Raw genomic sequence first — 23,039 nt, 5'->3', positions numbered from 1 at the left:
GCCGATGGCCTATGAACGGGGCCGGGGCTTCGTGGTGTGGCTCGCGACGCGCCGACACCGGTGCGGAGCGGCGTCGGTCACAGCGGACCGTCGTATGGTGATCATCGTCTCCGAAGCGATGTAAGCTGCACGAGGACGTTTTCGCGTTCCAGTGATGTTGACCCGAACGGTGCGGATACCGAGATCCGCGGCGACGACGAGAGGGAGGTGGGGTAGCGATGCGCAGCGAACCTCCCAGTCGAAGGCCGCGCGGCGCCGCCCCTTCGCATTCCTAGTCAGGTCGCGACGGCAGGGGCCGGCGCCCGCGGTGTGAATTCGCGTTCTCCGTTCACTCACGCATGTGCTGAGGTCCTCTCATGTCGCAGACCGACATCATCGAAGTACGTCCGACGCTGTCCGAATCCCTGCAGGACATCGTCGAAACCCGCCGCGTGGACGCCGCGCTGGACTGGCTCGGCAACCACCCGCCGCATGTCATCGCCGACCAGCTCGCCCGGATGGACGCCGTGCGGGCCGGGATGGCGTTCCGCCTGCTCGACAAAGATCTGGCGCTGGCCGTCTTCGAGGAACTCGAGCCGGTGGACCAGCAGCAGATCCTGCAAGGGCTGCGCGATCAGAGTTTCCGCGACCTGGTCGAGGGCATGGCGCCCGACGATCGCGCGCGCATGCTGCGCGAGGCGCCCGCCAAGGTCGCCAAGAAGGCGCTGGCCGGGCTCAGCCCGCGCGAGCGGCGGATGACCGCGAGCCTGCTCGGCTACCCGGAGGGCTCGGCGGGGCAGTACATGACGCCGGAGGTGGTGGCGCTGCCGCGCGACCTCACGGTGGCCGAGGCGCTCGGCATGGTGCGGGCCAAGGGCGGCAACGCCGAGACGGTCTACACATTGCCTGTCGTCGACGCGGGCAGGCGGCTGACCGGCATCGTCGAGCTGCGCGAACTGGTGCTCAGCAAGCCGGAGACGATGGTGTCGGAGCTGGTGGTCACCGAGCCGGCGTTCGCGCGCGCCACCGATGCCGCGGAGAAGGCGGCCCGTCTGATGCGCGAGACCAACGACATCAACCTGCCGGTGGTGGACAGCGAGGACCGGTTGGTCGGGCTGCTGACCATCGACGACGCGGTGGAGGTGATCGAGGCCGCCGACAGCGAGGACGTCGCGCTGCAGGCCGGGTCAGCGCCGTGGGAAGGCCACTACATGGCCGCCGGCGTGTTCCAGCTGGCCCGCTACCGCGCGCTGTGGCTGCTGCTGTTGCTGTTCGCGGCGACCCTCACGGTGAGCGTGACCGACTTCTTCGAGGGCACCTTGCAGCAGGCGGCGCATCTGGCGCTGTTCATCCCGCTGCTGATCGGCGCGGGCGGCAACGCGGGCGCACAGGCCGCCACCGCCTGCGTGCGCGCGGTGGCGGTCGGCGAGGTGCGGGCGTCGGACCTGTTCCGGGTGATCTGGCGGGAATGCCGGGTCGGTCTGGTGCTCGGGTCGTTGCTGGCGTCGGTCGGCCTGGCGATCGGCGCCCTGTTCGTCGGTCCGCGCATCGCGTTGGTCGTCGGCATCACGCTGGTGCTGATCTGCGGCTGGGCCGCCACCATCGGCGGCACCATGCCCCTGCTGGCCAAGAAGCTGCGCATCGACCCCGCGGTGGTCTCCGCTCCGATGGTCACCACCCTGGTCGACGCCACCGGCCTGATCATCTACTTCACGACGGCCAAACTGGTGCTCGGCATCTGAGGTGCGGTGTGCGCGACGATCGCGGTCGATTTCGCCCGCGTGGAGTGCGCGCTGGAGCGTGGATTCATCGATGGCAGCCGTACCGGTGAGATGGCGGGCCTGCGGCCGGAGAACGCGCAGGGGCCCGGCATTACCGCCGGGCCCCGATGCGTTTCACCTGCTCAGAATTCCCAGTCTTCGTCCTCGGTGTTGACGGCCTTGCCGATGACGTAGCTCGAGCCGGAACCGGAGAAGAAGTCGTGGTTCTCGTCGGCGTTGGGGGACAGCGCCGAGAGGATGGCCGGGTTCACCTCGGTCTCGTCCTTCGGGAACAGGCCCTCGTAGCCGAGGTTCATCAGCGCCTTGTTGGCGTTGTAGCGCAGGAACTTCTTGACGTCCTCGGTGAGGCCGACCTCGTCGTAGAGGTCCTGGGTGTAGTCGACCTCGTTGTCGTAGAGCTCGAACAGCAGCTCGAAGGTGTAGTTCTTGAGTTCGTCGCGCTCGGCCTGGGTGACCAGTTCCAGGCCCTTCTGGTACTTGTAGCCGATGTAGTAACCGTGGACCGCTTCGTCGCGGATGATCAGCCGAATCATGTCGGCGGTGTTGGTGAGCTTGGCCCGCGACGACCAGTGCATGGGCAGGTAGAAGCCGGAGTAGAACAGGAAGCTCTCCAGCAGCGTCGAGGCGACCTTGCGCTTGAGCGGATCGTCGCCCTTGTAGTACTCCAGCACGATCTCGGCCTTGCGCTGGAGGTTGCGGTTCTCCTCCGACCAGCGGAACGCCTCGTCGATCTCGCGGGTGGAGCACAGCGTGGAGAAGATCGAGCTGTAGCTCTTGGCGTGCACCGACTCCATGAAGGCGATATTGGTGAGCACCGCCTCTTCGTGCGGGGTGAGCGCGTCGGGGATCAGGCTGACCGCGCCGACCGTGCCCTGGATGGTGTCCAGCAGGGTCAGGCCGGTGAACACCCGCATGGTCAACTGCTTCTCGTCGGCGGTCAAGGTGTTCCACGACGGAATGTCGTTGGAGACCGGGACCTTCTCCGGCAGCCAGAAGTTGCCGGTGAGCCGGTCCCAGACCTCGGCGTCCTTTTCGTCGGGCACCCGATTCCAGTTGATGGCCGACACCCGATCGATAAGCTTCATCCTGCCTCCACGCCTTTCCCGAGCACGCTGCCGTCACGGAATATCTACCTTCGGAACACTACTCCTTGTGGCCGACATGTCCGCTCAGCACAACACCTTGTGTCGCCGCGGCAGGTGTCCTACCGGCGGGAGACCGCAGGGACACGCCGCGCGCGGCCCTTATTGTGCGGCACGCGCGCGTGGGGGACCGCATCGGCACCGTCGTCACGGCGGCCATGGGACCGGCAGCACCGCGGGCAAGCCGATCCGTCTGTCTGTCTGTAGGTCGGTAGGTCCCGGCGGGCGCCGCCGGTTACCGCTGCGGTCGGCCGCCGGGTGCGCCGCTGCCGGGCGGGCGCCCGCCCGGCAGCGGCCCGGAACCGTTTCCCGGCAGCGTGTTCTGTGACTTCTCGGCGACGCCGACGGTGAGCGCGACGCGCAGGCCGGAGGACGGCGTGCCGGTCACGGTGGCCAGTTCCGCGTCCCAGCCGTCGCCGAAGATGCCGTCGGAGGCGAGCGTGACCTGCGAGAGGTTGGTGACACTGCGCGCGTAGCCGGGATCGTCAGCGAACACCGCATCGCAGGTGTCCTGCGGCAAAGCGATCTGCGAGGTCAGGCGGGCATTCCGGCCCGCGACCGCGGTCTCGAGCGAGTCGTAGACCTCGAAGTGGATGTGCGGCCACCGGCCCGAATAGCAGGCCGGGAAGATCGAGGTGAAGGTCACTTTGCCGTCGTCGCCGGCCACCTGGACGCCACGGAGATAGTTCTGCTCGGTGACACCGCCGCTGTAGAGCGAGTAGTTGCCGTCGCGGTCGCAGTGCCACACGTACACCGCCATGCCCGCTCCGGCGGCGCCGTTTTTCGCCAAGTCGCGCAGCGTCAGTTCGAGCGTCATCGGGACGCCCTGCGCGACACCGGAATAGGAGCCGAACGAGCTGGTGATGTCGCTGCGCACCACGCCGGACTCGACGAGGATGTTGGGTCCGTTCGTCCCGTCGGCCGGATACGGCCCCTCGGTCTCCTGCGGGGCGGCGGTGATGCCGCCGGATTCCGCGGCGGCCGTGGCGGTCGCCGTGGCCGCGGTGTCGTTCGATGCCGACGCGCAACCGGCCGCGACCGCCGCCGCGCCCGCGCTCGCCCCGAGGAAGAACAGGGCGCGCCGCCGGGACATCAGCACTTTCATGTCGTGTGCGAGGCCGAGATCGTGCTCGTGCACCTCATCGCGTCGTGCGCTCACTGTCCGTCCTTCCGTTCGCCGGTTCGTCTTCCGCGACGTTAGGAACGGGCCCTCGGGTTCGGCTGGGTTCCCGCTGGGAGTTCGCTGTGTGGCTCAGCGTCTGCTGGCCCTGCGGTAGCCGATGCTCGCGGGCACCGCGAACAGGACGATCGCGCCGAGCGACCACAGAACGGTGAGCGTGAGCGGACGCGCCAGCGGCCCGCCGAAGGCGAGCGCGCGCATGGCGTCGACCCCGGCCGACATGGGCTGGTTGCGCACCACCGGCTGGATCCACTTCGGGAAGGCGACCAGCGGCACGAAACCGGTGCTGAAGAACATCATCAGCGAGGTCAGGATCGTGATGCCCTCCACGAGCGTCGCTTTCGCGGTGAACACCGCGATCGAGGTGACGACGGTGGCGAAGGCCAGTCCGAAGAGCACCGGGAGGAACAGGAAGGCGATCGCCGCCGCGACGCCCTCGTGGAAGCGGAATCCGAGCACGAAGCCGACCAGCACGACGGCGAGGGTGCAGGCGAAGATGCGGCAGCCCTCGGCGAGCACCCGCGAGGCCAGGCCGGAGGCGCGGTGCACAGGCAGCACCCAGAAGCGCGCGAGCAGGCCCGAGTCGCGTTCGCGGCCGAGCAGCACACCGCCCGCGACGGCGCCGGACAGCGCGCCGACCAGGGCGACCATGGGCACCGAGCCGTACAGCGCGCTCTCGCCGGTGAACTTCTGGATCTGCCCGCCGATCACGGTGTTCAGCATGACCAGCAGCAGGCACGGGATGATCAGCGTCTCCAGCAGCGTGACCGGATTGCGCGCCCAGCGCAGCAGCAGCCGCTGGGTCTGGATCAGCGTGTGCCGCACCAGCGCCGACACCGACAGCTCGGAGCCGGTGCGGAAGCGATCCTGGTGGTCGGTCAGCAGCGCCATCACGCCCTCCTCGAGCTCAGCCGGATCGACAGCGGGACGCAGATGATCAGAACGGCCAGCGCCCAGGCCAGCGGCGGACCCAGCAGCGACCAGGTCACCTGACCGGCGTTCGGCCCGCTGTCCCCGGCGAACGCCCGCAGGGCGATGGCCCACTGCGACACCGGCTGATTGCGCACGAACGGCTGCACCCATGCCGGGAACTGGTCGGCGGGCGCGATGCCGGTGGACAGCATGCCGAAGATCAGCGGCGGCAGCACCAGCGCCTGCGCCGTCGCTTCCGGGTTGCGCGACACGGTGCCGATCACATCACCGCCCCAGATCAGCGCGACGCCGATGAGCAGCGAGAACAGCACGAAGCCGAGGGTGTGCGCCGTGCCGAGATAGAAGCGGAAGCCGATGACGTGGCCGCAGATCAAGGCCGTGATCAACGCGATCACCAGACGGAAGACGCTGCCGGACAGGCGCGCCGTCACCGGCACCAGCGGGCCGATCGGCATCGAGCCGAAGCGCCGGTTGAGCCCGGCGACCGAATCTGTGGCGGCGCGGAAGGCCGCCGAGACCGCGGTGAACGCGGCGGCCTGCAGGATCACCAGCGGCATCATGTACTGCGCGTAACTGCTGAAGCCGGTGCCGATGACGGTCATGATGGTCTTCAGCGGGATGTAGAAGCTGGCGGTGAACGTCACGGGCGCCAGCACCGAGGTGAGCACCTCGCCGGTCTGCACCGACGGCACGATCAGCCGGGTGGTCAGCACCCACCACTGCTGCGGCCGCAGCGGCGCGGCGCGGGTCTGGCTGAGCCAGGTCGCCGCCGTCACGACACGACCTCCCGCCGCGCGCGTTCCTCCGTCGTCGCCAGATGCCCGGTCAGCTGGAGGAACACGTCGTCGAGCGATGGGCGGCGCAGTGCGACGTCCACCAGGTCGAAGCCGGCGCTGTCCAGTCGGCGCAGGGCCTCCAGCAGGGTCTTCGCGCCGTCCGGAGCAGGGACGGCGATCCGGTCGGAATCGGGGCCGAGCGCGTCCCTGTTCTCCTGCGGCAGCAGCGAACCGAGGGCGGCGGCGATGGCGGGCAGATCCTTCAGATTCAGCGGCACCACCTCGCAGTAGCTGCCGCCGGTGCGCGCCTTCAGTTCGTCGGCCGTGCCGTGGGCGATCACCTTTCCGTGATCGATGACGATGATCCGGTCGCTGAGCGCGTCGGCTTCCTCCAGGTACTGGGTGGTGAGCAGGGTGGTGATGCCCGCCTTCTTGAAGCCGGCGACCAGATCCCAGACCCCTTGCCTGCTGCGCGGATCCAGCCCGGTGGTCGGCTCGTCCAGGAACACCACGTCGGGCCGCACCACCAGGCCGCAGGCGATGTCGATGCGCCTGCGCATGCCGCCGGAGTAGGTGCCGACCCGGCGGCCCGCCGCGCGTTCGAGGTCGAACTCGGCCAGCAGCTCGTCCGCGCGGGCACGGGCGGCCCGCTTGCGCAGGCCCATCAGCCTGCCGAACATCACCAGGTTCTCGTAGCCGCTGAGCATGTCGTCCAGCGCGGCGTACTGCCCGGTCAGCATGATGCTGCGGCGGACGGCGGCGGGATCGGCCAGCACGTCGTGGCCCGCGACCGTCGCCCGGCCTCGGTCCGGCCGGATCAGCGTGGACAGGACGTTCACCGTGGTGGTCTTGCCCGCGCCGTTCGGTCCCAGGATGCCGAGCACCTCGCCCGGCTCGGCCGCGAAGTCGACTCCGCGCAACGCCTTGACCGCGCCGAAGGATTTCTCGATCCCCTCGACGACGACTCCTTGGTCGGAATTCATCCTCGGCCTCCCAGATGTGCATCGAGCACGCGCGCGATGACCGGCAGCACGTGCGGCGCGGTCAGTTCGTCGTGGGTCGCCTCGATGTCGTGGTTGATGATCTCGCCGGTCACGTACGGCCCCCAGCCGTCGGGACCGAAGATGTCGGAGGTGTCGACGATCGCGCTGAAGTACACGATGTCGCCGTCGAACACCGGACGGCGGTACCCGGTTCTGGTGCGCGCGGCGGCGTTGTAGGACGCGGCCATGCGCTCCAAGGTCGCGGCGTCGATCAGCGAGACGCCGCCGAGCCGTTCGCGGATCAGGTCCGCCGCCTGCTGCGCGGTCGCGTCGGCGGGGACGTCCTCGATGCCGAACACCGCGCCGAAGGTGTGCACGAACGAGCCCGCGGTGAGCGGTTCGATGCTGTCGCCGTCGATGTCGGCGGTGTCGGCGTCCAGCAGCGCGACCACGCCCACCTCGGCGCCTTCGGCCTTCAGCTTCGCCGCCGCCGCGTGGGCGATCAGCCCGCCGAACGACCAGCCCAGCAGGTGGTACGGCCCCTCGGGTTGCAGGGCCCTGATCTCCCGCACATAGCGCTCGGCGAACTCGTCGATCGAGCGCGCGGGTGGTTCGTGACCGCCGAGGTCGGGCGCTTGCAGCCCGTAGATCGGGCGGCCCGGCGCGAGCGCGTCGGCGAATCCCAAGTAGGTCCACGACATCCCGGACGAGGGGTGGATGCAGAACAGCGCGGGTCGCTCGCCGCCGAGCCGGATCGGCAGCACCACGTCGAGTCCGAGGCCGCCCGCCGCGGGAACGGCCGGAGACGCCGTGGCCGCCGCTTCCTCTTCGGCGGCGTCCCGCGCCGCCGGGGTGTGGGCGAACCGGGCCGCGGCGTGCAGGGCCTCGATCCACAGATCGGCCAGTTCGGCGACCTCGTCGTGGTCGAGCAGGGTGGACGGGAAGCCGAAGCTCGCCCGCAAGCGGTCGCCGATCACGACGGCGTTCACGTCGATCGCCGATTGCAGTGGCACACCGGGGTCTTCGGCGACGTGCACGTCACCCAGCTCGTCGGTCGGCAGCCAACCCAGGCCCTCGAGTCCGGCCGGGATGTCCCCGGTGGAGTAGCGGCCGAGGTAGTTGAAGCCGATCCGGCCCGGCAGCCGTTCCGGCAACTGCCGCGCGGTCTCGGCGTTGAGGTAGCGCAGCAAGCCGAAGCCGATACCTTTGTCCGGCACCGCGAGCAACTGGTGTTTGACGGCGCGGATCGCGGCGCCCAACGCCGGTCCACCGGCGAGCGCGTCGTCGATGTCGATCTGCGCGAGGTCCAGGCGCACCGGGTAGATGCTGGTGAACCAGCCGACCGTGCGGGACAGGTCGGCGCCGGGAGCCACTTCTTCCTGACGGCCGTGCCCTTCCATGCGCAGCAGCGCCGACGGGTCACCGCCACGCCAGCGCACCAGCGCCAGCGCCAAGGTGGCCAGCAGTGTGTCGTTGACGCTGCCCTGGAACAGGCCGGGCAGTGTGGTGAGCAGCGCGGTGGTGACCTCGGCGGACAGCTCCCGCTCGACCATGCGCAGCGTGCCGGTCCGGTCGACGGCGGGATCGAGTTCCCGGCCGCCGAGCGGCGGATCGGAACCGGCGAGCACGTCGTGCCAGTACGCCAGTTCGGCGACCCGCTTCTGGGAATGCGCTTCGTCGGTCAGCGCGTGGGCCCATCGCCGCATCGAGGTTCCGGTCTCCGCGAGCACCGCAGTGGCGCCCGCCGACACCTGGGCCCACGCGGCCACCAGGTCCGGGATCAGGATGCGCCAGGACACACCGTCGATCACCAGGTGGTGGGCCAGCACGATCAACCGGCCCGCTCCGGTGCGCGACCCAGCGTCGCCCACCGGGTCCAGCCAAATGAATTGCAGCACAGTGCCATCGGCTGGATCGAGCCGGTCGGCCGCCGCGTCCAGCTCGGTCATGGCGAACTCGTGCAGTTCGATCGGGTCCACGGCGGTGAACTCCACCCGGTGCACCAGCGCGTCCACGTCGACCGATCCGGGCGGGCCGACCAGTACGCGCGGCCCGTCCGCGCCGTCGGTCACCAGCCGGGCGCGCAGCATGTCGTGCCGGTCCACCGCGGCGGCGAGCACCGCCACGATCTGCGCGCGCTCGATGCCCACGGGCAATTCGAGCACCGCCGTCTGGGCGAAGCGGTCGTAGTTCCCGCCACGTTCGAGCATGTAGTGCACGATCGGCGTGAGCGGCAGCTCGCCCACACCGCCGCCGGGCAGTTCGTCCAAGGTCACCGCGGCGCCCGCCGCGTCGACGGCCGCGGCCAGCGCCGCCACCGTGCGGTGCTCGAACACCTGCAGCGGGGTACAGGTGATGCCCTGCTGCTTGGCGCGCGACACCAGCTGGATCGCCAGGATGCTGTCGCCGCCCAGCGCGAAGAACGAGTCGTCGGCGCCCACCCGCCCCACACCCAGCAACTCGCCGAAGATCGCGGCCAGCTGCTGTTCGGTCGGCGTGACCGGCGCGCGGTACTCGGTGCGGTCGCCGGCGAACTCCGGTGCGGGCAGCGCCTTGCGGTCCAGCTTGCCGACCGCGTTGAGCGGGATCTCCTCCAGCACGACGAACGCCGACGGCACCATGTAGCCGGGCAGGAGGTCGGCGGCGAAGGCGCGCACCGTCGCCACGTCGAGGTCGCGGCCGGGCGTGCGGACCAGGTAGGCGGCCAGCGCGGTGGCCCCGGTGGGGCCGGGCACGCCGAGCGTCACCGCGAAGTCCACGCCGTCGGCGCGGCCGAGCACCGCGTCGATCTCGCCCAGCTCGATGCGCTGGCCGCGCACCTTGACCTGGAAGTCGGTGCGGCCCAGGTACTCCAGCTCGGGTCCGGCGTCGCCGCGAATCCAGCGCACCAGATCGCCGGTGCGGTACATCCGTTCACCCGCCGCGCCGAACGGTCCGGCGACGAAGCGGGCCGCGGTCAGGCTCGCCCGCGCGTGGTAGCCGCGCGCCAGCGCAGGTCCGGCGAGGTACAGCTCGCCCGCGACGCCGAACGGAACCGGGCGCAGCCGGTCGTCGAGCACCAGCACCTGCGCGCCCTGCACCGGCGTGCCGATGGACACGGGGGCGCCCACCGTCAGCGGCGCCGAACCCGTCGCCCAGATGGTCGATTCGGTGGGGCCGTACAGGTTGACCATGGTGCGTCCGGTGGCCCAGCGCTCGACCAGCTCCGCGCCGACCGCCTCGCCCGCCACCGCGAGCACCCGCACGCTGCTCACCTCGGCCGGGTCGAGGGTCGCCAGCGCGGAGGGAGTGATCACCATGTGGGTGACCTGTTCGGTGTCGATCAGTTCCGCCAGCGCGCTGCCGCCGAACACCTCCGGCGGCGCGACCACCGAAGCGCCACCGGAACCGAACGCCATGATCGCCTCGAACACCGACGCGTCGAAACTCGGCGACGCCACCTGCAGCACCCGGGAATGCTCGTCCAGGCCGAGCGAAACCTTCTGCGCCGCCACCAGATCAGCGATGCCCCGATGGGAGACCGCGACGCCCTTCGGCGTGCCCGTCGAGCCGGAGGTGTAGATCATCCACGCCGCGTTGTCCGGCCGGATGGGGCGGGGCAGTTCCCGCTCGCTCAGCGGGCGACTGCTCGCGGCGCTCCACCGCTCGACCAGCGCGAGGTCGTCGAGCACCAGCCAGTTCGCGCTGTCGGGCAGCATGGGCCGGAACGCGGCGAGGGTCAGCCCGAGCGTCGCGCCGGAGTCGGTGAGCATGTGGTCGATGCGCTCGACTGGGTGCTTGGGATCGACCGGAAGGAACGCCGCGCCCGCCTTCGCCGCGGCCCACATGCCGATGAGCAGTTCCGCGGAACGCGGAAGGCCCAGCGCGACAACCGTTTCCGGTCCGCCACCGGATTCGAGCAAGACGCGGGCCAAGCGAGCGGCGTGCGCGTCGATCTCGGCATACGTGGTGGTCTGTCCGTCGCACACCACAGCGATGCGATCCGGGTAACGCCGCACGGTCTCGGCCAGCAGCTCCGGCAGGGTGACGGTCGCCGCGGACGCGGGGCCGCGCACCGGCACGAGCGTCGCCCGTTCGGCGTCGCCGAGGATGTCGATATCGGCGATGCGGACCTCGGGCCGCGTCAGCACCGTCGCGAGCACGCGCCGCCACCGGGTGGCGAACGCGGCCACCGTCGCCTCGTCGAACAGATCGGTGGCGTAGGTGAGCACGGCCTCGATGCCCGCCGGGCCGCTGTCGGCGAAGCGTTCGCGCAGATCCAGGGTCAGGTCGAACTGGGAAGCGTCACGTTCGAAGTCCTCCACCTCGAACCGCAGGCCGGGCAGCTCCAGCACGGGTTCGAGGAAGTTCTGCAGCGACAGCGAGACCTGGAACAGCGGGTGGTGCGCGGTCGAGCGCGCCGGATCCAGCACTTGGACCAGCCGCTCGAACGGGACGTCCGCGTTGGCGAAGGCGTCGAGGTCCGCGGACCGGACGGTGTCCAGGAACGCGGCGAAGTCCGCGCCGGCGTCGACCGGGGTGCGCAGCGCCAGTGTGTTGACGAACATGCCGACGAGCTGGTCGAGCGCTTCCTCCCCGCGCCCCGCGACCGGAGTGCCGATCAGCACGTCATCGGTGCCGGCCAGGCGTGCCAGCAGCACCGCGAGCGCCGCGTGCACCACCATGAACGGGCTGACGTGGTGGGCGGTGGCGAAGTCGGCCAGCGCCCGGTGCGTCTGGGCGTCGACGGTGAAACGGAAGTCGGCGCTGTGCATGGTCTGCACCGCGGGGCGCGGCCGGTCGGAGGGCAGTTCCAGCACGTCGGGCGCGCCCGCGAGGGTCGCGCGCCAGAATTCGATCTGCCGCGCCGCCAGCGATTCCGGGTTCGCTTCGTCGCCGAGCACCTCGCGGTGCCACAGCGCGAAATCGGCGTACTGCACCGGCAGCGGTACCCGCTCGGCGTGCCCGCCTCCGGCCCGCTCGGAGTAGGCGGCGACCAGATCGGCGGCCAGCGGCGCCATCGACGCCCCGTCCGCGCTGATGTGGTGCACCACCAGCACGACGACGTGCACCGGCGGCGTGGCGGCGCTCTCGCCGGAACTCGCGGTGTAGCTCGACGAGACCGGCGCGGTCGCGGCCGCGGGACCGGACGAGACCGGCGTTTCGCCCGTCGAAGGCGCCGACGACACCGGTGCGGCGGTCGCGGAAGGCTCGACGCCGCCGTGGATACGGAACAGGCCCACCCGCAGCGGCGGCTGGGTGGCGAGGTCGAAGCCGGTGCCCGTCAGTTCGGTGATCCGCTCACGCAGCCGCGCGCCGTCCTCGGTATCGGCCACCGGCATCGCGGGCACGGCCACGTCGGCGTCGATCACGACCTGACGCGGCCCTTCCGCGTCGGCGGGGTAGAGCGTGCGCAGGCTCTCGTGCCGGTCCACCACGTCGACGAGCGCCGCGCGCAGCGCCTCGACGTCCAGGTTCCCGGTGAGCCGCAGCGCCACGGCGATGTTGTAGGCGGCCGAAGCCGGATCCATCCGGTTGAGCACCCACATGCGCTGTTGCGCGGGCGACAGCGGGACCCGATCCGGCCGGATCCGCGGCGCGAGACCGAACCCGCCCGGCTGCGCGCCGGTGGCGGGCACCACCCGGGCCGACAGCTGGGCCACGGTCGGCGCGTCGAACAGATCACGCAGCGCGATCCGCGAGCCGAGCGCCGCGTTCACCCGCGCCACCACCTTGGTCGCGCTCAGCGAGTTGCCGCCCAGCTCGAAGAACGACTGGTCGACGCCGACGCGATCGCGTTCGAGCACCTCGCCGAACACGGCGGCCACCGCCTCCTCGACGGGGCCGCGCGGCGCGAGATAGGGCCGCTGACTTTCGGAGAAGTCCGGCACCGGAAGGGCTTTGCGATCCAGCTTGCCGACGGGCGTGAGCGGAATCGAGTCGAGCACCACGAGGTAGCCGGGCACCATATATCCGGGCAGTTCCGCGGCCACCTGCGCGCGCAGCCGCTCGACGTCCAGTCGCGCGCCTTCGGCGGGCAGCACGTAGGAGACCAGCACGGTGGTCCCGGCGGGGCCGGTGCGCCCGATGGTCACCGCGTACTCGACCTCGTCGTCGCGAGAGAGCACGGCGTCGATCTCGCCCAGCTCGATGCGCAGGCCGCGGATCTTGACCTGGAAGTCGCTGCGGCCCAGGTACTCCAGCTCGGGACCGCCGCCGTGATCGACCCAGCGCACCATGTCGCCGGTGCGGTACATCCGCCCGCCGGGCGCGCCGAAGGGGTCGGCGACGAACCTGCCCGCGGTCATTTCGAACCGATTGAAATAGCCGCGCGCGAGCGCGGGACCCGCGAGGTACAGCTCGCCGGGCACCCCCATCGGCACCGGACGCAGCCAAGCGTCCAGCACCACGGTGGACGCGCCACGGATGGGCCCGCCGATCGTGATCGGCTCGCCGGTGACGAGTTCGCCCGGCCCGGTCGCCCAGATGCTGAACTCGGTGGGGCCGTACAGGTTCACCATCCGCCTGCCCGGCGCCCATCGCTCGATCAGCTCCGGCGTCGCCGCCTCGCCCGCGACCGCGAGCACGCGCAGGTGCTCGAGCCCGGCGGGCTCCATGGTGGCCAGCGCCGATGGCGTGATCACGGCGTGGGTGACGCGCTGGGTGCGCAGCAGCGTCTCCAGTTCCGTCCCGCCGTAGACGTCCGGCGGCGACACCACCAGCCTGCCGCCGGCGCCGTGCGCGGTGAGCAGTTCGAACACCGAGGCGTCGAAGCTGGGCGAGGCCACCTGCAGCGCGCTCGCGGTGGGGTCGAGGGCAAGGGTTTCCCGCTGCGCCGCAACGAGATTCGCGATGCCGCGGTGGCTGAGCAGCACGGCCTTCGGCTTGCCGGTGGAGCCGGAGGTGTAGATCAGGTACGCGGTCTGGTCCAGGTCGATCGGCCCGCCGCGCTCGGCGTCGGTGATCGGGGCCTCGGAGACCGTCATCACCCGCCGGATGGTGTTCAGGTCGTCGAGCAGCAGCCAGTCGATCGTGCCCGGCAGCGTCTCGCCGGTCGCGGTGACCGTCACGCCGATCGGGGCCTTGGAGTCGCTGAGCATGTGCTCGATGCGCTCCACCGGGTAGTTCGGGTCCAGCGGAGCGAACGCGGCGCCGGTCTTGGCCAGCGCCCACACCGCGACCACCGATTCCAGGGAGCGGGTGAGCGCGAGCACGACGAACACCTCGCGCCCGACGCCGCGGCGCAGCAGCACCCGGGCGAAGCGGTTGGACCAGGCGTCGAGCTCGGCATAGGACATGGTGAGCTCGCCCGCGGTGATCGCGATCGCGTCCGGATCGATCCGCGCGCCCGCGGTGAGCAGCTCGGGCAGCGTGGCGGGCGGCACCGGCTCCGGGCCGCGCACCGGAGCCAGCGCGGCGCGCTCGGCGGCGTCGCAGTACTGCACCTGGGAGACCAGGGCGTGCGGGTTGTCCGCGAGCTGGGTCAGCAGCCGGACGAAACGGTCCAGCAGCGGCCGCGCCTCCCGCATCGGCAGCTGGTCGGCCATGTACTTCAGCGTGATCCGCAGCGTGTCACGGCCGTCCTCGCCGCGCAGCGGGATCACCATGAGGTTCAGCGGATACGGCGTCGCATCGGTGCCTTCCACGTCGAGCACCCGCATGCCCGCGATGTCCAGCGCCTGCGACAGCGCTTCGCGATCGATGGGGTAGGACTCGAACACGGTGAGCGTGTCGAAAAGCTCGGCGAGGCCGACCGCCTGGTGGATGGCGGCGAGCCCGACGTGCTGATGGTCCATCAGCCGCGCCTGCTCGGATTGCACGCGGGCGAGCAGGTCGGTGACCTTCTCCGCCGGATCGAGGCGTACCCGCACCGGCAGCGTGTTGATGAACAGGCCGACCATCTCCTCGACCCCGGCCAGCTCCGGCGGCCGTCCCGAGACGGTGCCGCCGAACACCACGTCGGTGCGACCGGTGAGCATGGTCAGCAACATCGCCCACGCGGCCTGCACCAAGGTGTTCACCGTCGCGCCCGCTTCCCGGCCCGTGGTCTCCAGCCCGGCCACGGTGTCGCGGGACAGGTCGACGGAGATCATGCCGGTTTCGGTCGATTCGATCCCGGCGAGGGTGGGCACCGCGCGGGTCGGCGTGTCGATACCCGCCAGCGACTCGGTCCACGCGGCGAGGGATTCCGCGTCGTCCCTGGTCTCCAGCCAGGTGAGGAATTCGCGGTAGGAGTGCGCGGGCGGCAGGGCCGCGTCGTCGCCGTCGGTGACGTAGAGGGTGAGCAGTTCGCGCACCAGCAGCGGCGTCGACCAGCCGTCCAGCACCAGGTGGTGGTTGGTGAGCACGAATCGGTAGGTGTCCGAGGCGGTCCGGATGAGCGTGCAGCGCAGCAGCGGGGGGCGGGTGAGTTCGAAGCGGGTGCGTGCGTCCACCGCGATCAACCGGTCGACCTCCCTGGTGCGCTCGGCGCTGTCGGCGATGCCGGTGACATCGGCCTCCCGCCAGTCGATCTGGGCATCGGCCAGCACCAGTTGGCGCGGCCCGTCCTCGGTCTCGACGAAAGCGACGCGCAGGTTCTCGTGCCGGGTCACCAAAGCCTGCGCCGCGCGGCGCAATCGGGGCGCGTCCACGGTGCCCGCGAGGGTGAGCAGCGACTGCACCGTGTAGCCGTCGGCGGTGTCGGAGTCGTAGAGCGCGTGGAAGAGCAGGCCGTATTGCAGTGGCGAGAGCGGCCAGACGTCGGCCAGGTTCGGGTAGGCGCGCTCCCAGGCGTCGATCTGCGCCTGCGAGACGGTGACCAGGTCGAAGTCCGACGGTGTGCGTCCGCCCGCGTTCGCGGACGCCGCGTGCCGGGCCAGCGCGGCGAGTGCCTGCTCCCACAGCGCGGTGAGTTCGCCGAGATCCGCCTCGTCGAAAAGCCGTCCGGCGTAGGCCCAGGTGACCTCGAGTCCGGCGTCGGTGAGCACGGCGTTGATATCCACCGCCGCGGCCAGCGGCGCGCGGTCGTCCTGGGTCGCGGCGAACCGGCGCGGCAGCCACGGTTCCGCGTCGCCGCCGGTGGACGCGCGCCCGAGATAGTTGAAGCTGATCTGCGGGGTGGGCGCGTCCGCCAGCGCCGCCGCGGTGCTCGGGACCAGGTAGCGCAGCATCCCGAAACCGATGCCCTTGTCCGGCAGGGCGCGCAGCTGTTCCTTGGTCGCCTTGATCGCCGCGCCCGCCGCGGCGCCGCCCGCGAACGCGTCCGCCACGTCGATGCAGGCCAGATCGACCGCGACGGGATAGACGCTGGTGAACCAGCCCACCGTGCGCGCCACGTCGGCGCCGGGCAGGACGGACTCCGCGCGGCCGTGACCCTCCAGGGTGAACAGCGTGGAGGTGCGCCCGCGCCACCGGGCCACCGCGAGCGCGAGCCCGGTCAGCAGCACGTCGTCGGCGCCGCAGTGGAAGCGATCCGGCGCGGTGGTGAGCACGGACCTGGCGATGTCCGGCGGTACGACGGTCGTCAGGTGCGCCATGGAGCCGACCACGTCGACGGCCGGGTCCATCGGCGCCGAGCCGAGCGCGGGGTCGGGTGTGGCCAGGATGCGTTGCCACAGCGGCAGTTCGCCGACGCGCGTGGCCGCGTGCTCGCGTTGGCCGTACGCCCAACGGCGGAAGGACGTGCCGACCGGTGCGAGCTCGGCGCCCAGCGTGGCGGTGGCCAGATCCGGCAGCAGGATCCGCCAGGAGACGCCGTCGGTGACGAGATGGTGCAGCACCAGCCACAGCAGCGGCGCGGCGTCGGCGCGCTCGATCCACGCGAAACGCGCGACCACGCCCGCCTCCGGGTCGAGCAGGTCGGCGGCGCGCTGCAAGGCGCGCTCGCAGGTCGCGTCGAGATCGGCGTCCGCGGTCACGATTTCCAGCAGGGCGCCCGCGTTCACCGCGCCGGGTTCGGCGACCACCCAGCTCCAGCCGTCGCCGGTGCGGCGCAGCGTCGAGCGCAGCAGGTCGTGCCGGTCCAGCAGCGCCGCGAGGGCGGTGACGAGGTCCGCGCGCTCCGTGCCCGCGGGCAGCTCGATCAGCACCGCTTGGGCGAACCGCCGCCAGGTGTCACCGGCATCGAGCATCGCGTGCACGATCGGCGTGAGTTCCACCTCGCCGACCCCGCCGCCGGGCAGCTCGCGCACTTCTCCGGTCGGCACGTCGGTGGCCACCGCGGCCAGCGCGGCGACGGTCTTGCGCTCGAAGACATCTCGCGCGCCGAATCCGAGACCGGCCGCCTTCGCTCGTGACACCAACTGGATCGAGACGATGCTGTCGCCGCCGAGCGCGAAGAAGCTCTCGTCCACCCCCACCGATTCCAGGCCGAGCACCTCAGCGAACAGCGCGGCGAGCTTCTCCTCGCGCGGCGTGGACGGTGGCCTGCTCACGGTGGTGCGCGCGCCGAATTCCGGTGCAGGCAGGGCTTTGCGGTCCACCTTGCCGAGCGGCGTGAGCGGAAGACGGTCCAGCACCATGATCACCGCGGGCACCATGTAGGCCGGAAGCGTCTCTTCCGCAGCGGCTTTCAGCGCCTCCGGGTGGACTTCCGCACCCGGCTCCGGCAGCACGTACGACACGAGCGCGGTGGCGCCCGAACCGGTTTCGACGCCGAGGGTGAGCGCGAAGTCGACGCCGGGTTGCCGCTGCAAGGCGGCGTCGATCTCGCCGAGTTCGATGCGGAAGCCGCGCACCTTCACCTGGAAGTCGCTGCGTCCCTGATACTCCAGTTCGACGCGTCCGTCGTTGTGCACCCAGCGCACCAGGTCGCCGGTGCGGTACATACGCTCGCCGTCGCCGTACGGGTCGGCGACGAAGCGGTCGGCGGTGAGCCCGTTGCGCCGGTGGTAGCCGCGCGCGACGCCGGGACCGGCGAGGTACAGCTCCCCGACGGTGCCGGGCGGCAGCGGCCGCAGCCACGGATCGAGGACCACGGCCGACACGCCGCGGGCCAGGCGGCCGATGGTGACCGGACCGTCCGGCGTCAGCGGCGCGCTGAGGGTGACGGTGATGGTGGTCTCGGTGGGCCCGTAGCCGTTGAGCAGGGTTCGGCCCGACCATTTCGTCACCAGCTCGGGCGGGCAGGCGTCGCCGCCGACGATCACGGTGCGCAGGTCGGGCAGGCTCGCCGGGTCCAGCGACCCCACGACGGCCGGGGTCACGTTGAGGTGGGTGACGCGGTGGGCGCGCAGCACCTCGGCCAGCTCCTCGCCCGCGTACGCCGACGGCGGCACCACGGCCAGCGTCGCGCCCGCCGCGAGGGCGACGAGGATCTCCTCCACCGAGATGTCGAAACTCGGCGACACGGCATGGGCGACGACGGACTCGGCGTCGACGCCGAATCCGGCGCCGGAGCTCGCCACCAGGTCGGCCAGCCCTCGATGCGGGACGAGCACGCCCTTCGGAAGCCCGGTGGAGCCGGAGGTGTAGATGATGTAAGCGGCCTGGTCCGGGTGCACCGGGGCCAGGCGGTCGGCGTCGGTCACGGGCGCGGCGTCCTGCTCGGTCAGCGCCTGCTCGGTGCCCTCGTCGTCCAGGATCAGCCAGGAGACCCGGCCCGGCAACGACTGTCGCGCGGCCGCCGTCGTGATCCCCGCGACCACCCCGCTGTCGCCGACCATGTGCTCGATCCGGTCGGCCGGATAGGTCGGGTCGATCGGCACGAACGCCGCGCCGGTCTTGGCCACCGCGATCGTCGCCAGCACCGACCGGATCGACCGCGGAATGGAGATCGCCACCGTGCGCTCGGGTCCGGCGCCCGCCGCGATGAGCACCCGGGCCAGCCGGTTGGTGTAATCGTCGACCTCGCGGTAGGTCAGTGCGGTCTCGCCCGCCACCAGCGCGGTCGCCAGCGGATCGCGGGCCGCGCCGTCGGCGAGGATGCCCGGCAGCGTCCGCGCCGCGACGCCCTCGGGCCCGCGAGCGGGCGCGAAGCCGGTGCGCTCCTCGTCCGACAGCACCGGCACGCTCGCCAGCGGCGCGTCCGGCCCGGCGGCCAGGAAACGATGCAGGAACGACAGGAACCGGCGGTGCTGCCCGGTCAGCTCGGCGTCGGTGTAAAGGTTGCCGTTGGCCTGGAAGTCGATGTGGGTGCTCTCCCCGCCGACGCCCGGATACAGATTGACGAACAGGTCGTCGATCAACCCCGAGGTCAGCACGTGCAGCCGCCCGGTGACCCGGCCGAGCTGAATTCTGGTGTCGACCATCATCAGGTTCACCGAGGGGCCGAACGACCCGGCCTCGTCCATCGACCAGCCCAGATCGCGGAAGATGTCCTCCTGCCGGTAACGCTGGCGCCGCAGCGCCCCGGTCAGCTCGCCCTGGGCCGCGCGGATCACGTCGCCGACGGTGGTGGCGGGCGTCAGCCGCAGCCGCAGCGGGACCACGTTGGCGATCATGCCGCCCGAACGCCGCAGCGTCGCGGTGGTGCGCGCGGACACCGGCAGGCTCAGCACGACTTCCGGCGCGCCGGTCATCGCGGACAGATACGCGCCGAAGGCGGCGACCACGGTCGGCGCGACGCCGGAGGACACCTGCTCGGCGACGGCGTCCAGCAGGCGCCCGGTCTCGGGGGACAGCGCGCCGGTGACCCGCCTCGGGTGCCCGTCCACGGGCGCGGTGCGGCCGGCCAGGCTCACCGGATCGGCCATGCCGTCCAGGTGCGCCAGCCAGTGCTCCCGGTCCGAGCCGAACCGCTCGGAGGTGCGGTAGGCCAGATCCGCCTCGACGATCTTGCGCAGGTCCTCCGCCTTCGCGGGCGGAGCCTCGCGACCCTCGACGGCGGCGTTGTACAGCTCACCGGTGCGCTGCACCATGGTCAGCGCGCCCATGCCGTCGAGCACGATGTGGTGGATCCGCGAGTACCAGAACCAGCGGTCCGCGCCGACGCGCAGCATGGCGATGCGCACCAGCCGGTCGCGGGTCAGCTCCAGCGGCGTCTCGTATTCCGCGCGCATCCACGCCTGCGCGGCCGCCTCCGGATCGGGGTGGGAACGGAAATCGAGCGTTTCCAGACTGTCGTCGAGGGTCGGATCGACGAATTGGAACGGATGCCCCTCCACCTCGACCAGGCGCAGGTAGCCGGTGCCGAATTCGCGCCCGGCCTGCCGGGCCGAACGCGCGAGCAGGTCGAGGTCGACCGGACCGTTCAGTTCGACGTACTGGGCGATCGAGATCGGCGTCGCGCCCGCGACGTGCTGGGCGAACCAGATGCCGCGCTGTGCCGCCGAGAGGGCGAAGGCCCCGTCGGGAAGAACTGTGTCCGAATCTCTCGCCGAAAGGGAAGGCTGTTGCATGACGTGTCCTACGTTCTGACCGCGATCGGGCCGATCGGCAGTGACCGCCCGCAGCCACCGCGGTACCGGTAGTACGTGCCGCCGCACAGCACGCGGCAACTCAATTCTGAACCGGCGCGGTCGGCGCTGCGGGGTATTGGGCACACTGCGCGACCCGAACATCGCTGTTCGGGTCGCGGGGGAGGGGTTGGGGTCCGGTCAGGCGGCTTTCGGGAGAAGATCCAGGTCCGCCGCGCGCAACGGGGCCGAGGAGCTGGTCAGGTAGCGCTGCAGGGTGGAGCGCTCGTCCAGCACCAGCCAGGTGATCTCGTCCGCCGACTCGGGTCGCTGGTCCTTGGTGGTGATGCCCACCGCGGTGCCGAGGATGTAGGAGCCGTCGTCGGTCACCGGGACGGTGACGGCGCCGAGCTTGGTGGCGGCGCGCTCGGCCACGACGGACTCGATCGGCTGGTCGATCGCCACCGCGATCCGGGTGCCGGGTCCGGCGCCGAGGCGGAGCAGCAGCCGGGCCATGCGGTTGGACCAGCGATCCAACTCGGCGTAGGTCAGGTCGCAATCGGCGGCGGACGCCACGACCGCCTGCGGATCGACCTCGGCGACGGGCTGTGCCACCGGCAGGGAGTACAGGTTGTCGGCGAGCGAATCGGTCAGCGTGTGCATGTCGTGTCCTCGAGGTCGATGGAGAGGTTGTTCGCGTACCTCTGAATCTCGTCCTCGAAAGGGCTTTTCGACAGCAACCCCAGCGCTGGTCCGCGCACTCCCAGGGTGGGGGAAACCTCACCCAAGGGGGTGGGCGGTCAGTCGGTCACGTAGCCGTTGAGCGTGTTGCGCAGGTCGGTGAGCAGGGCGCGGGCGGCGGTGAGGCCGTCGCCGTGCCAGACGGTGTCCTCCACGGCGAACACGCGGCGATCGGTGGCGGCGCCGAGTTCCTTCCACGCGTCGCCGCGCAGCATCTGCTCGCCGTGTTCCTTGCCCTCCTGGCCGGCGAGGATCACGTAGATCACGTCGCCCTCCGCCTTGGTGGCGAACTCGTCCTCGCGCACGTCGAACGAGGAGCCGCGCTGCGCGGCGGGACGCTGCACGCCGGCGTCGGCGAGCACCTGGCCGGAGAAGCTGTCGCCGCCCTGCACCCGCTGGGCGTCGGCCGTGAACCTGATGACCGACGCCTGGGTCTGGCCCGCCGCCAGCGTGGCGCCGGTGTCGCGCGCCTCGGTGCGGTAGTTCTGCAATGCGGTCTCCGCCGCGTCGCTGCGTCCCATACCGGCCGCGAACGCCGCGAATTCGGCCTGCCAGCTGTTGTTCGAACCGACCAGCACGGTCGGGGCGATGGCCTGCAGCGCGCTGAAAGTGGCTGCGCCGGTGGGGTTCTCGCCGAGAATCAGATCCGGGTGCATGGCCGCGATCCGGGCCGGGTCCGGCTGCGCGACGGTGCCGACGCCGGGGATCTTCAGCACGCCGGTGCCCAGGTATGCCGGTTGCGGGCTGGGTCCGTCGATGGTCACCGTCCCCACGACCCGCTCCCACAGACCGAGCGCGCACACCGCGTCCAGCGCGGAGGTGCTGAGCACGACGATGCGCTGCGGGTCGGCGGGCACCTCGGAAACCCCCGCCGCATGGGTGACGCTGCGGGTCTCCCCGGCCGCCGGATCCGGTGCGCTCGGCAGCGCGCACGCCCGGGTGGTGTCGCGCTCCAGCCCCACCACGCCCGCGCCCGCGATGTTGGTGGTGGTGCGCACGATGGAGGGGGAGTCGTCGGTGGCGCCGCCGCAGCCCGCGAGCAGGAGCGCGGCGCACCCGGCCACGACCGCCCGGAACCGGTGACCGGCCGCGCCGCCGCGCTGACCAACCGTGCGAATTCGGGTGCGTACCTGCATCACGTCGCTCACCGGCATGCGAGTGAGGGTACATGTCGGCGGGTGTCGAGCCGTTGGTGAGGTCGAGGCGGTGCGCTGCGCTTCGCGGTCGAGGAATCGACCACCCGATTCGAAGAATCCGCCGGAGCGAATCGGTCGCGGTCAGGAGACATCGTTCCGGTCTCAGCGCGCGGGTGGGCGGCGGATCTTCGTGCGGGCCGCAGCGGTCAGGCTCGATTGCCGCCGATGCTGAAACGGGCGCCGGTGGCGTCGGTGACGGCGGCCATCCGGCCGTAGGGGGTGTCCTGGGGCGGCGAGAGCACCGTGCCGCCCAGTTCGGTGAGCCGGCCGACGGTCTTGTCCACGTCGTCGGCGCCGAAGTAGACGATCCAGCCCGCGGGCGCGCCCTCCGGCAGGAAAGCCGAGGCGTCCATGACGCCGCCGAGCATCGGGCTCTCGGCGTGGATGGTCGAGTAGCGGAACTGCGGGGCGTCGGAGACGGTGAAGACGTCCGCCCAGCCGAACACGTCCCGGTAGAAGGTCAGTGAGGCCTCGTAGTCGCGGGTGTGCAGTTCGAACCAGGACGGCGCGCCCGCGTGATCGCGCCACTCACCGCCGGAGACGAAACCCATGGTCTCGAAGCCAGGGAACGTGCCGGCCTCCCAGATGCCGACGCCCGCGCCACCGACATCGCCGAGCACGGCCATCGTGCCCAGCTCACCCACCGCCATCGGCGGCACGATCAGCGACGCCCCCGCCGCGGTCGCCGCGTCGGCGGTGGCTTGTGCCCCGGAACTGGCCAGATACACCGTCCACTGTTCGGGACTGTCGGTGTCGCCGGGCATCCTCGCCATCGCCCCCGCCACCGCGCGCCCGTCCTTGCGGAAGGTGACGTACCCGCCGAACTCCTCACCCGCGCTCTCCGCGGTCCAGTCGAACAGTTCGCGGTAGAACGCGATACTCCGATCGAGATCGGAGCTGTACAAGTCGACCCAACAGGGATCGCCGATCTTCGTGCGCTTCGGTGTGGTCATCGCCGCCCTCCTGGCCTGTGGTGAAACTCGTGTCACCTCTACAGACGCCCCCCGCGCGCAGAACTAATCGCTCCCGGCAC

General features: G+C 71.1%; 10 protein-coding genes. 1 reads left to right on the top strand and 9 read right to left on the bottom strand.

Features of this window, described 5'->3' with window-relative positions:
- Nucleotides 1-356: 356 nt before the first annotated feature.
- The gene (gene mgtE / locus ACWDMM_RS11735; RefSeq protein ID WP_195078565.1) at nt 357-1,721 is read left to right on the top strand and encodes a magnesium transporter; all 1,365 of its coding nucleotides are present in this window, start codon (nt 357-359) and stop codon (nt 1,719-1,721) included.
- Nucleotides 1,722-1,882: 161 nt separating this feature from the next.
- Here the strand turns inward: mgtE and nrdF are convergent, their stop codons facing one another.
- From nrdF to ACWDMM_RS11690, 9 genes are all read right to left on the bottom strand, one after another.
- Nucleotides 1,883-2,845: a class 1b ribonucleoside-diphosphate reductase subunit beta gene (gene nrdF, locus ACWDMM_RS11730; protein WP_159838446.1), complete on the bottom strand. Its 963-nt coding sequence runs from the start codon at nt 2,843-2,845 to the stop codon at nt 1,883-1,885.
- Nucleotides 2,846-3,137: 292 nt separating this feature from the next.
- A complete protein-coding gene (locus ACWDMM_RS11725) occupies nt 3,138-4,007 on the bottom strand; it encodes an intradiol ring-cleavage dioxygenase (RefSeq protein ID WP_449937407.1) in 870 nt (289 codons plus the stop codon).
- A gap of 147 nt (nt 4,008-4,154) precedes the next feature.
- The gene (locus ACWDMM_RS11720; RefSeq protein ID WP_195078566.1) at nt 4,155-4,973 is read right to left on the bottom strand and encodes an ABC transporter permease; all 819 of its coding nucleotides are present in this window, start codon (nt 4,971-4,973) and stop codon (nt 4,155-4,157) included.
- Nucleotides 4,973-5,791: an ABC-2 transporter permease gene (locus ACWDMM_RS11715; RefSeq protein ID WP_195078567.1), complete on the bottom strand. Its 819-nt coding sequence runs from the start codon at nt 5,789-5,791 to the stop codon at nt 4,973-4,975. The genes ACWDMM_RS11720 and ACWDMM_RS11715 overlap by 1 nt, the downstream gene beginning before the upstream one ends.
- Nucleotides 5,788-6,774 (bottom strand): ATP-binding cassette domain-containing protein, encoded by a 987-nt coding sequence (locus ACWDMM_RS11710; RefSeq protein ID WP_195078568.1) that lies wholly within the window; start codon nt 6,772-6,774, stop codon nt 5,788-5,790. The genes ACWDMM_RS11715 and ACWDMM_RS11710 overlap by 4 nt, the downstream gene beginning before the upstream one ends.
- Nucleotides 6,771-20,072, bottom strand: coding sequence for an amino acid adenylation domain-containing protein (locus ACWDMM_RS11705; RefSeq protein ID WP_449937227.1), 13,302 nt, complete (start codon nt 20,070-20,072; stop codon nt 6,771-6,773). The genes ACWDMM_RS11710 and ACWDMM_RS11705 overlap by 4 nt, the downstream gene beginning before the upstream one ends.
- A gap of 198 nt (nt 20,073-20,270) precedes the next feature.
- Complete coding sequence (locus tag ACWDMM_RS11700) at nt 20,271-20,732, bottom strand: AMP-binding protein (RefSeq protein WP_195078570.1); 462 nt, start codon at nt 20,730-20,732, stop codon at nt 20,271-20,273.
- Nucleotides 20,733-20,869: 137 nt separating this feature from the next.
- Nucleotides 20,870-21,964 (bottom strand): ABC transporter substrate-binding protein, encoded by a 1,095-nt coding sequence (locus ACWDMM_RS11695; protein ID WP_357112970.1) that lies wholly within the window; start codon nt 21,962-21,964, stop codon nt 20,870-20,872.
- A 188-nt stretch (nt 21,965-22,152) separates the two neighbouring features.
- Complete coding sequence (locus ACWDMM_RS11690; RefSeq protein WP_195078572.1) at nt 22,153-22,959, bottom strand: VOC family protein; 807 nt, start codon at nt 22,957-22,959, stop codon at nt 22,153-22,155.
- Between the last annotated feature and the right edge of the window lie 80 nt (nt 22,960-23,039).

The organism is Nocardia sp. NPDC003726 (genome assembly GCF_053586955.1).
The sequence above is the reverse complement of the archived record's forward strand: the minus strand, read 5'-3'. Positions and strand labels throughout refer to the sequence as shown.

Coding starts and splice junctions, on each gene's coding strand:
- ACWDMM_RS11700 (WP_195078570.1), bottom strand. CDS start 20,732: ATGCACACGCTGACCGATTCGCTCGCCGACAACCTGTACTCCCTGCCG.
- ACWDMM_RS11720 (WP_195078566.1), bottom strand. CDS start 4,973: ATGGCGCTGCTGACCGACCACCAGGATCGCTTCCGCACCGGCTCCGAG.
- ACWDMM_RS11690 (WP_195078572.1), bottom strand. CDS start 22,959: ATGACCACACCGAAGCGCACGAAGATCGGCGATCCCTGTTGGGTCGAC.
- nrdF (WP_159838446.1), bottom strand. CDS start 2,845: ATGAAGCTTATCGATCGGGTGTCGGCCATCAACTGGAATCGGGTGCCC.
- ACWDMM_RS11705 (WP_449937227.1), bottom strand. CDS start 20,072: ATGCAACAGCCTTCCCTTTCGGCGAGAGATTCGGACACAGTTCTTCCC.
- ACWDMM_RS11725 (WP_449937407.1), bottom strand. CDS start 4,007: ATGAAAGTGCTGATGTCCCGGCGGCGCGCCCTGTTCTTCCTCGGGGCG.
- ACWDMM_RS11710 (WP_195078568.1), bottom strand. CDS start 6,774: ATGAATTCCGACCAAGGAGTCGTCGTCGAGGGGATCGAGAAATCCTTC.
- ACWDMM_RS11695 (WP_357112970.1), bottom strand. CDS start 21,964: ATGCCGGTGAGCGACGTGATGCAGGTACGCACCCGAATTCGCACGGTT.
- mgtE (WP_195078565.1), top strand. CDS start 357: ATGTCGCAGACCGACATCATCGAAGTACGTCCGACGCTGTCCGAATCC.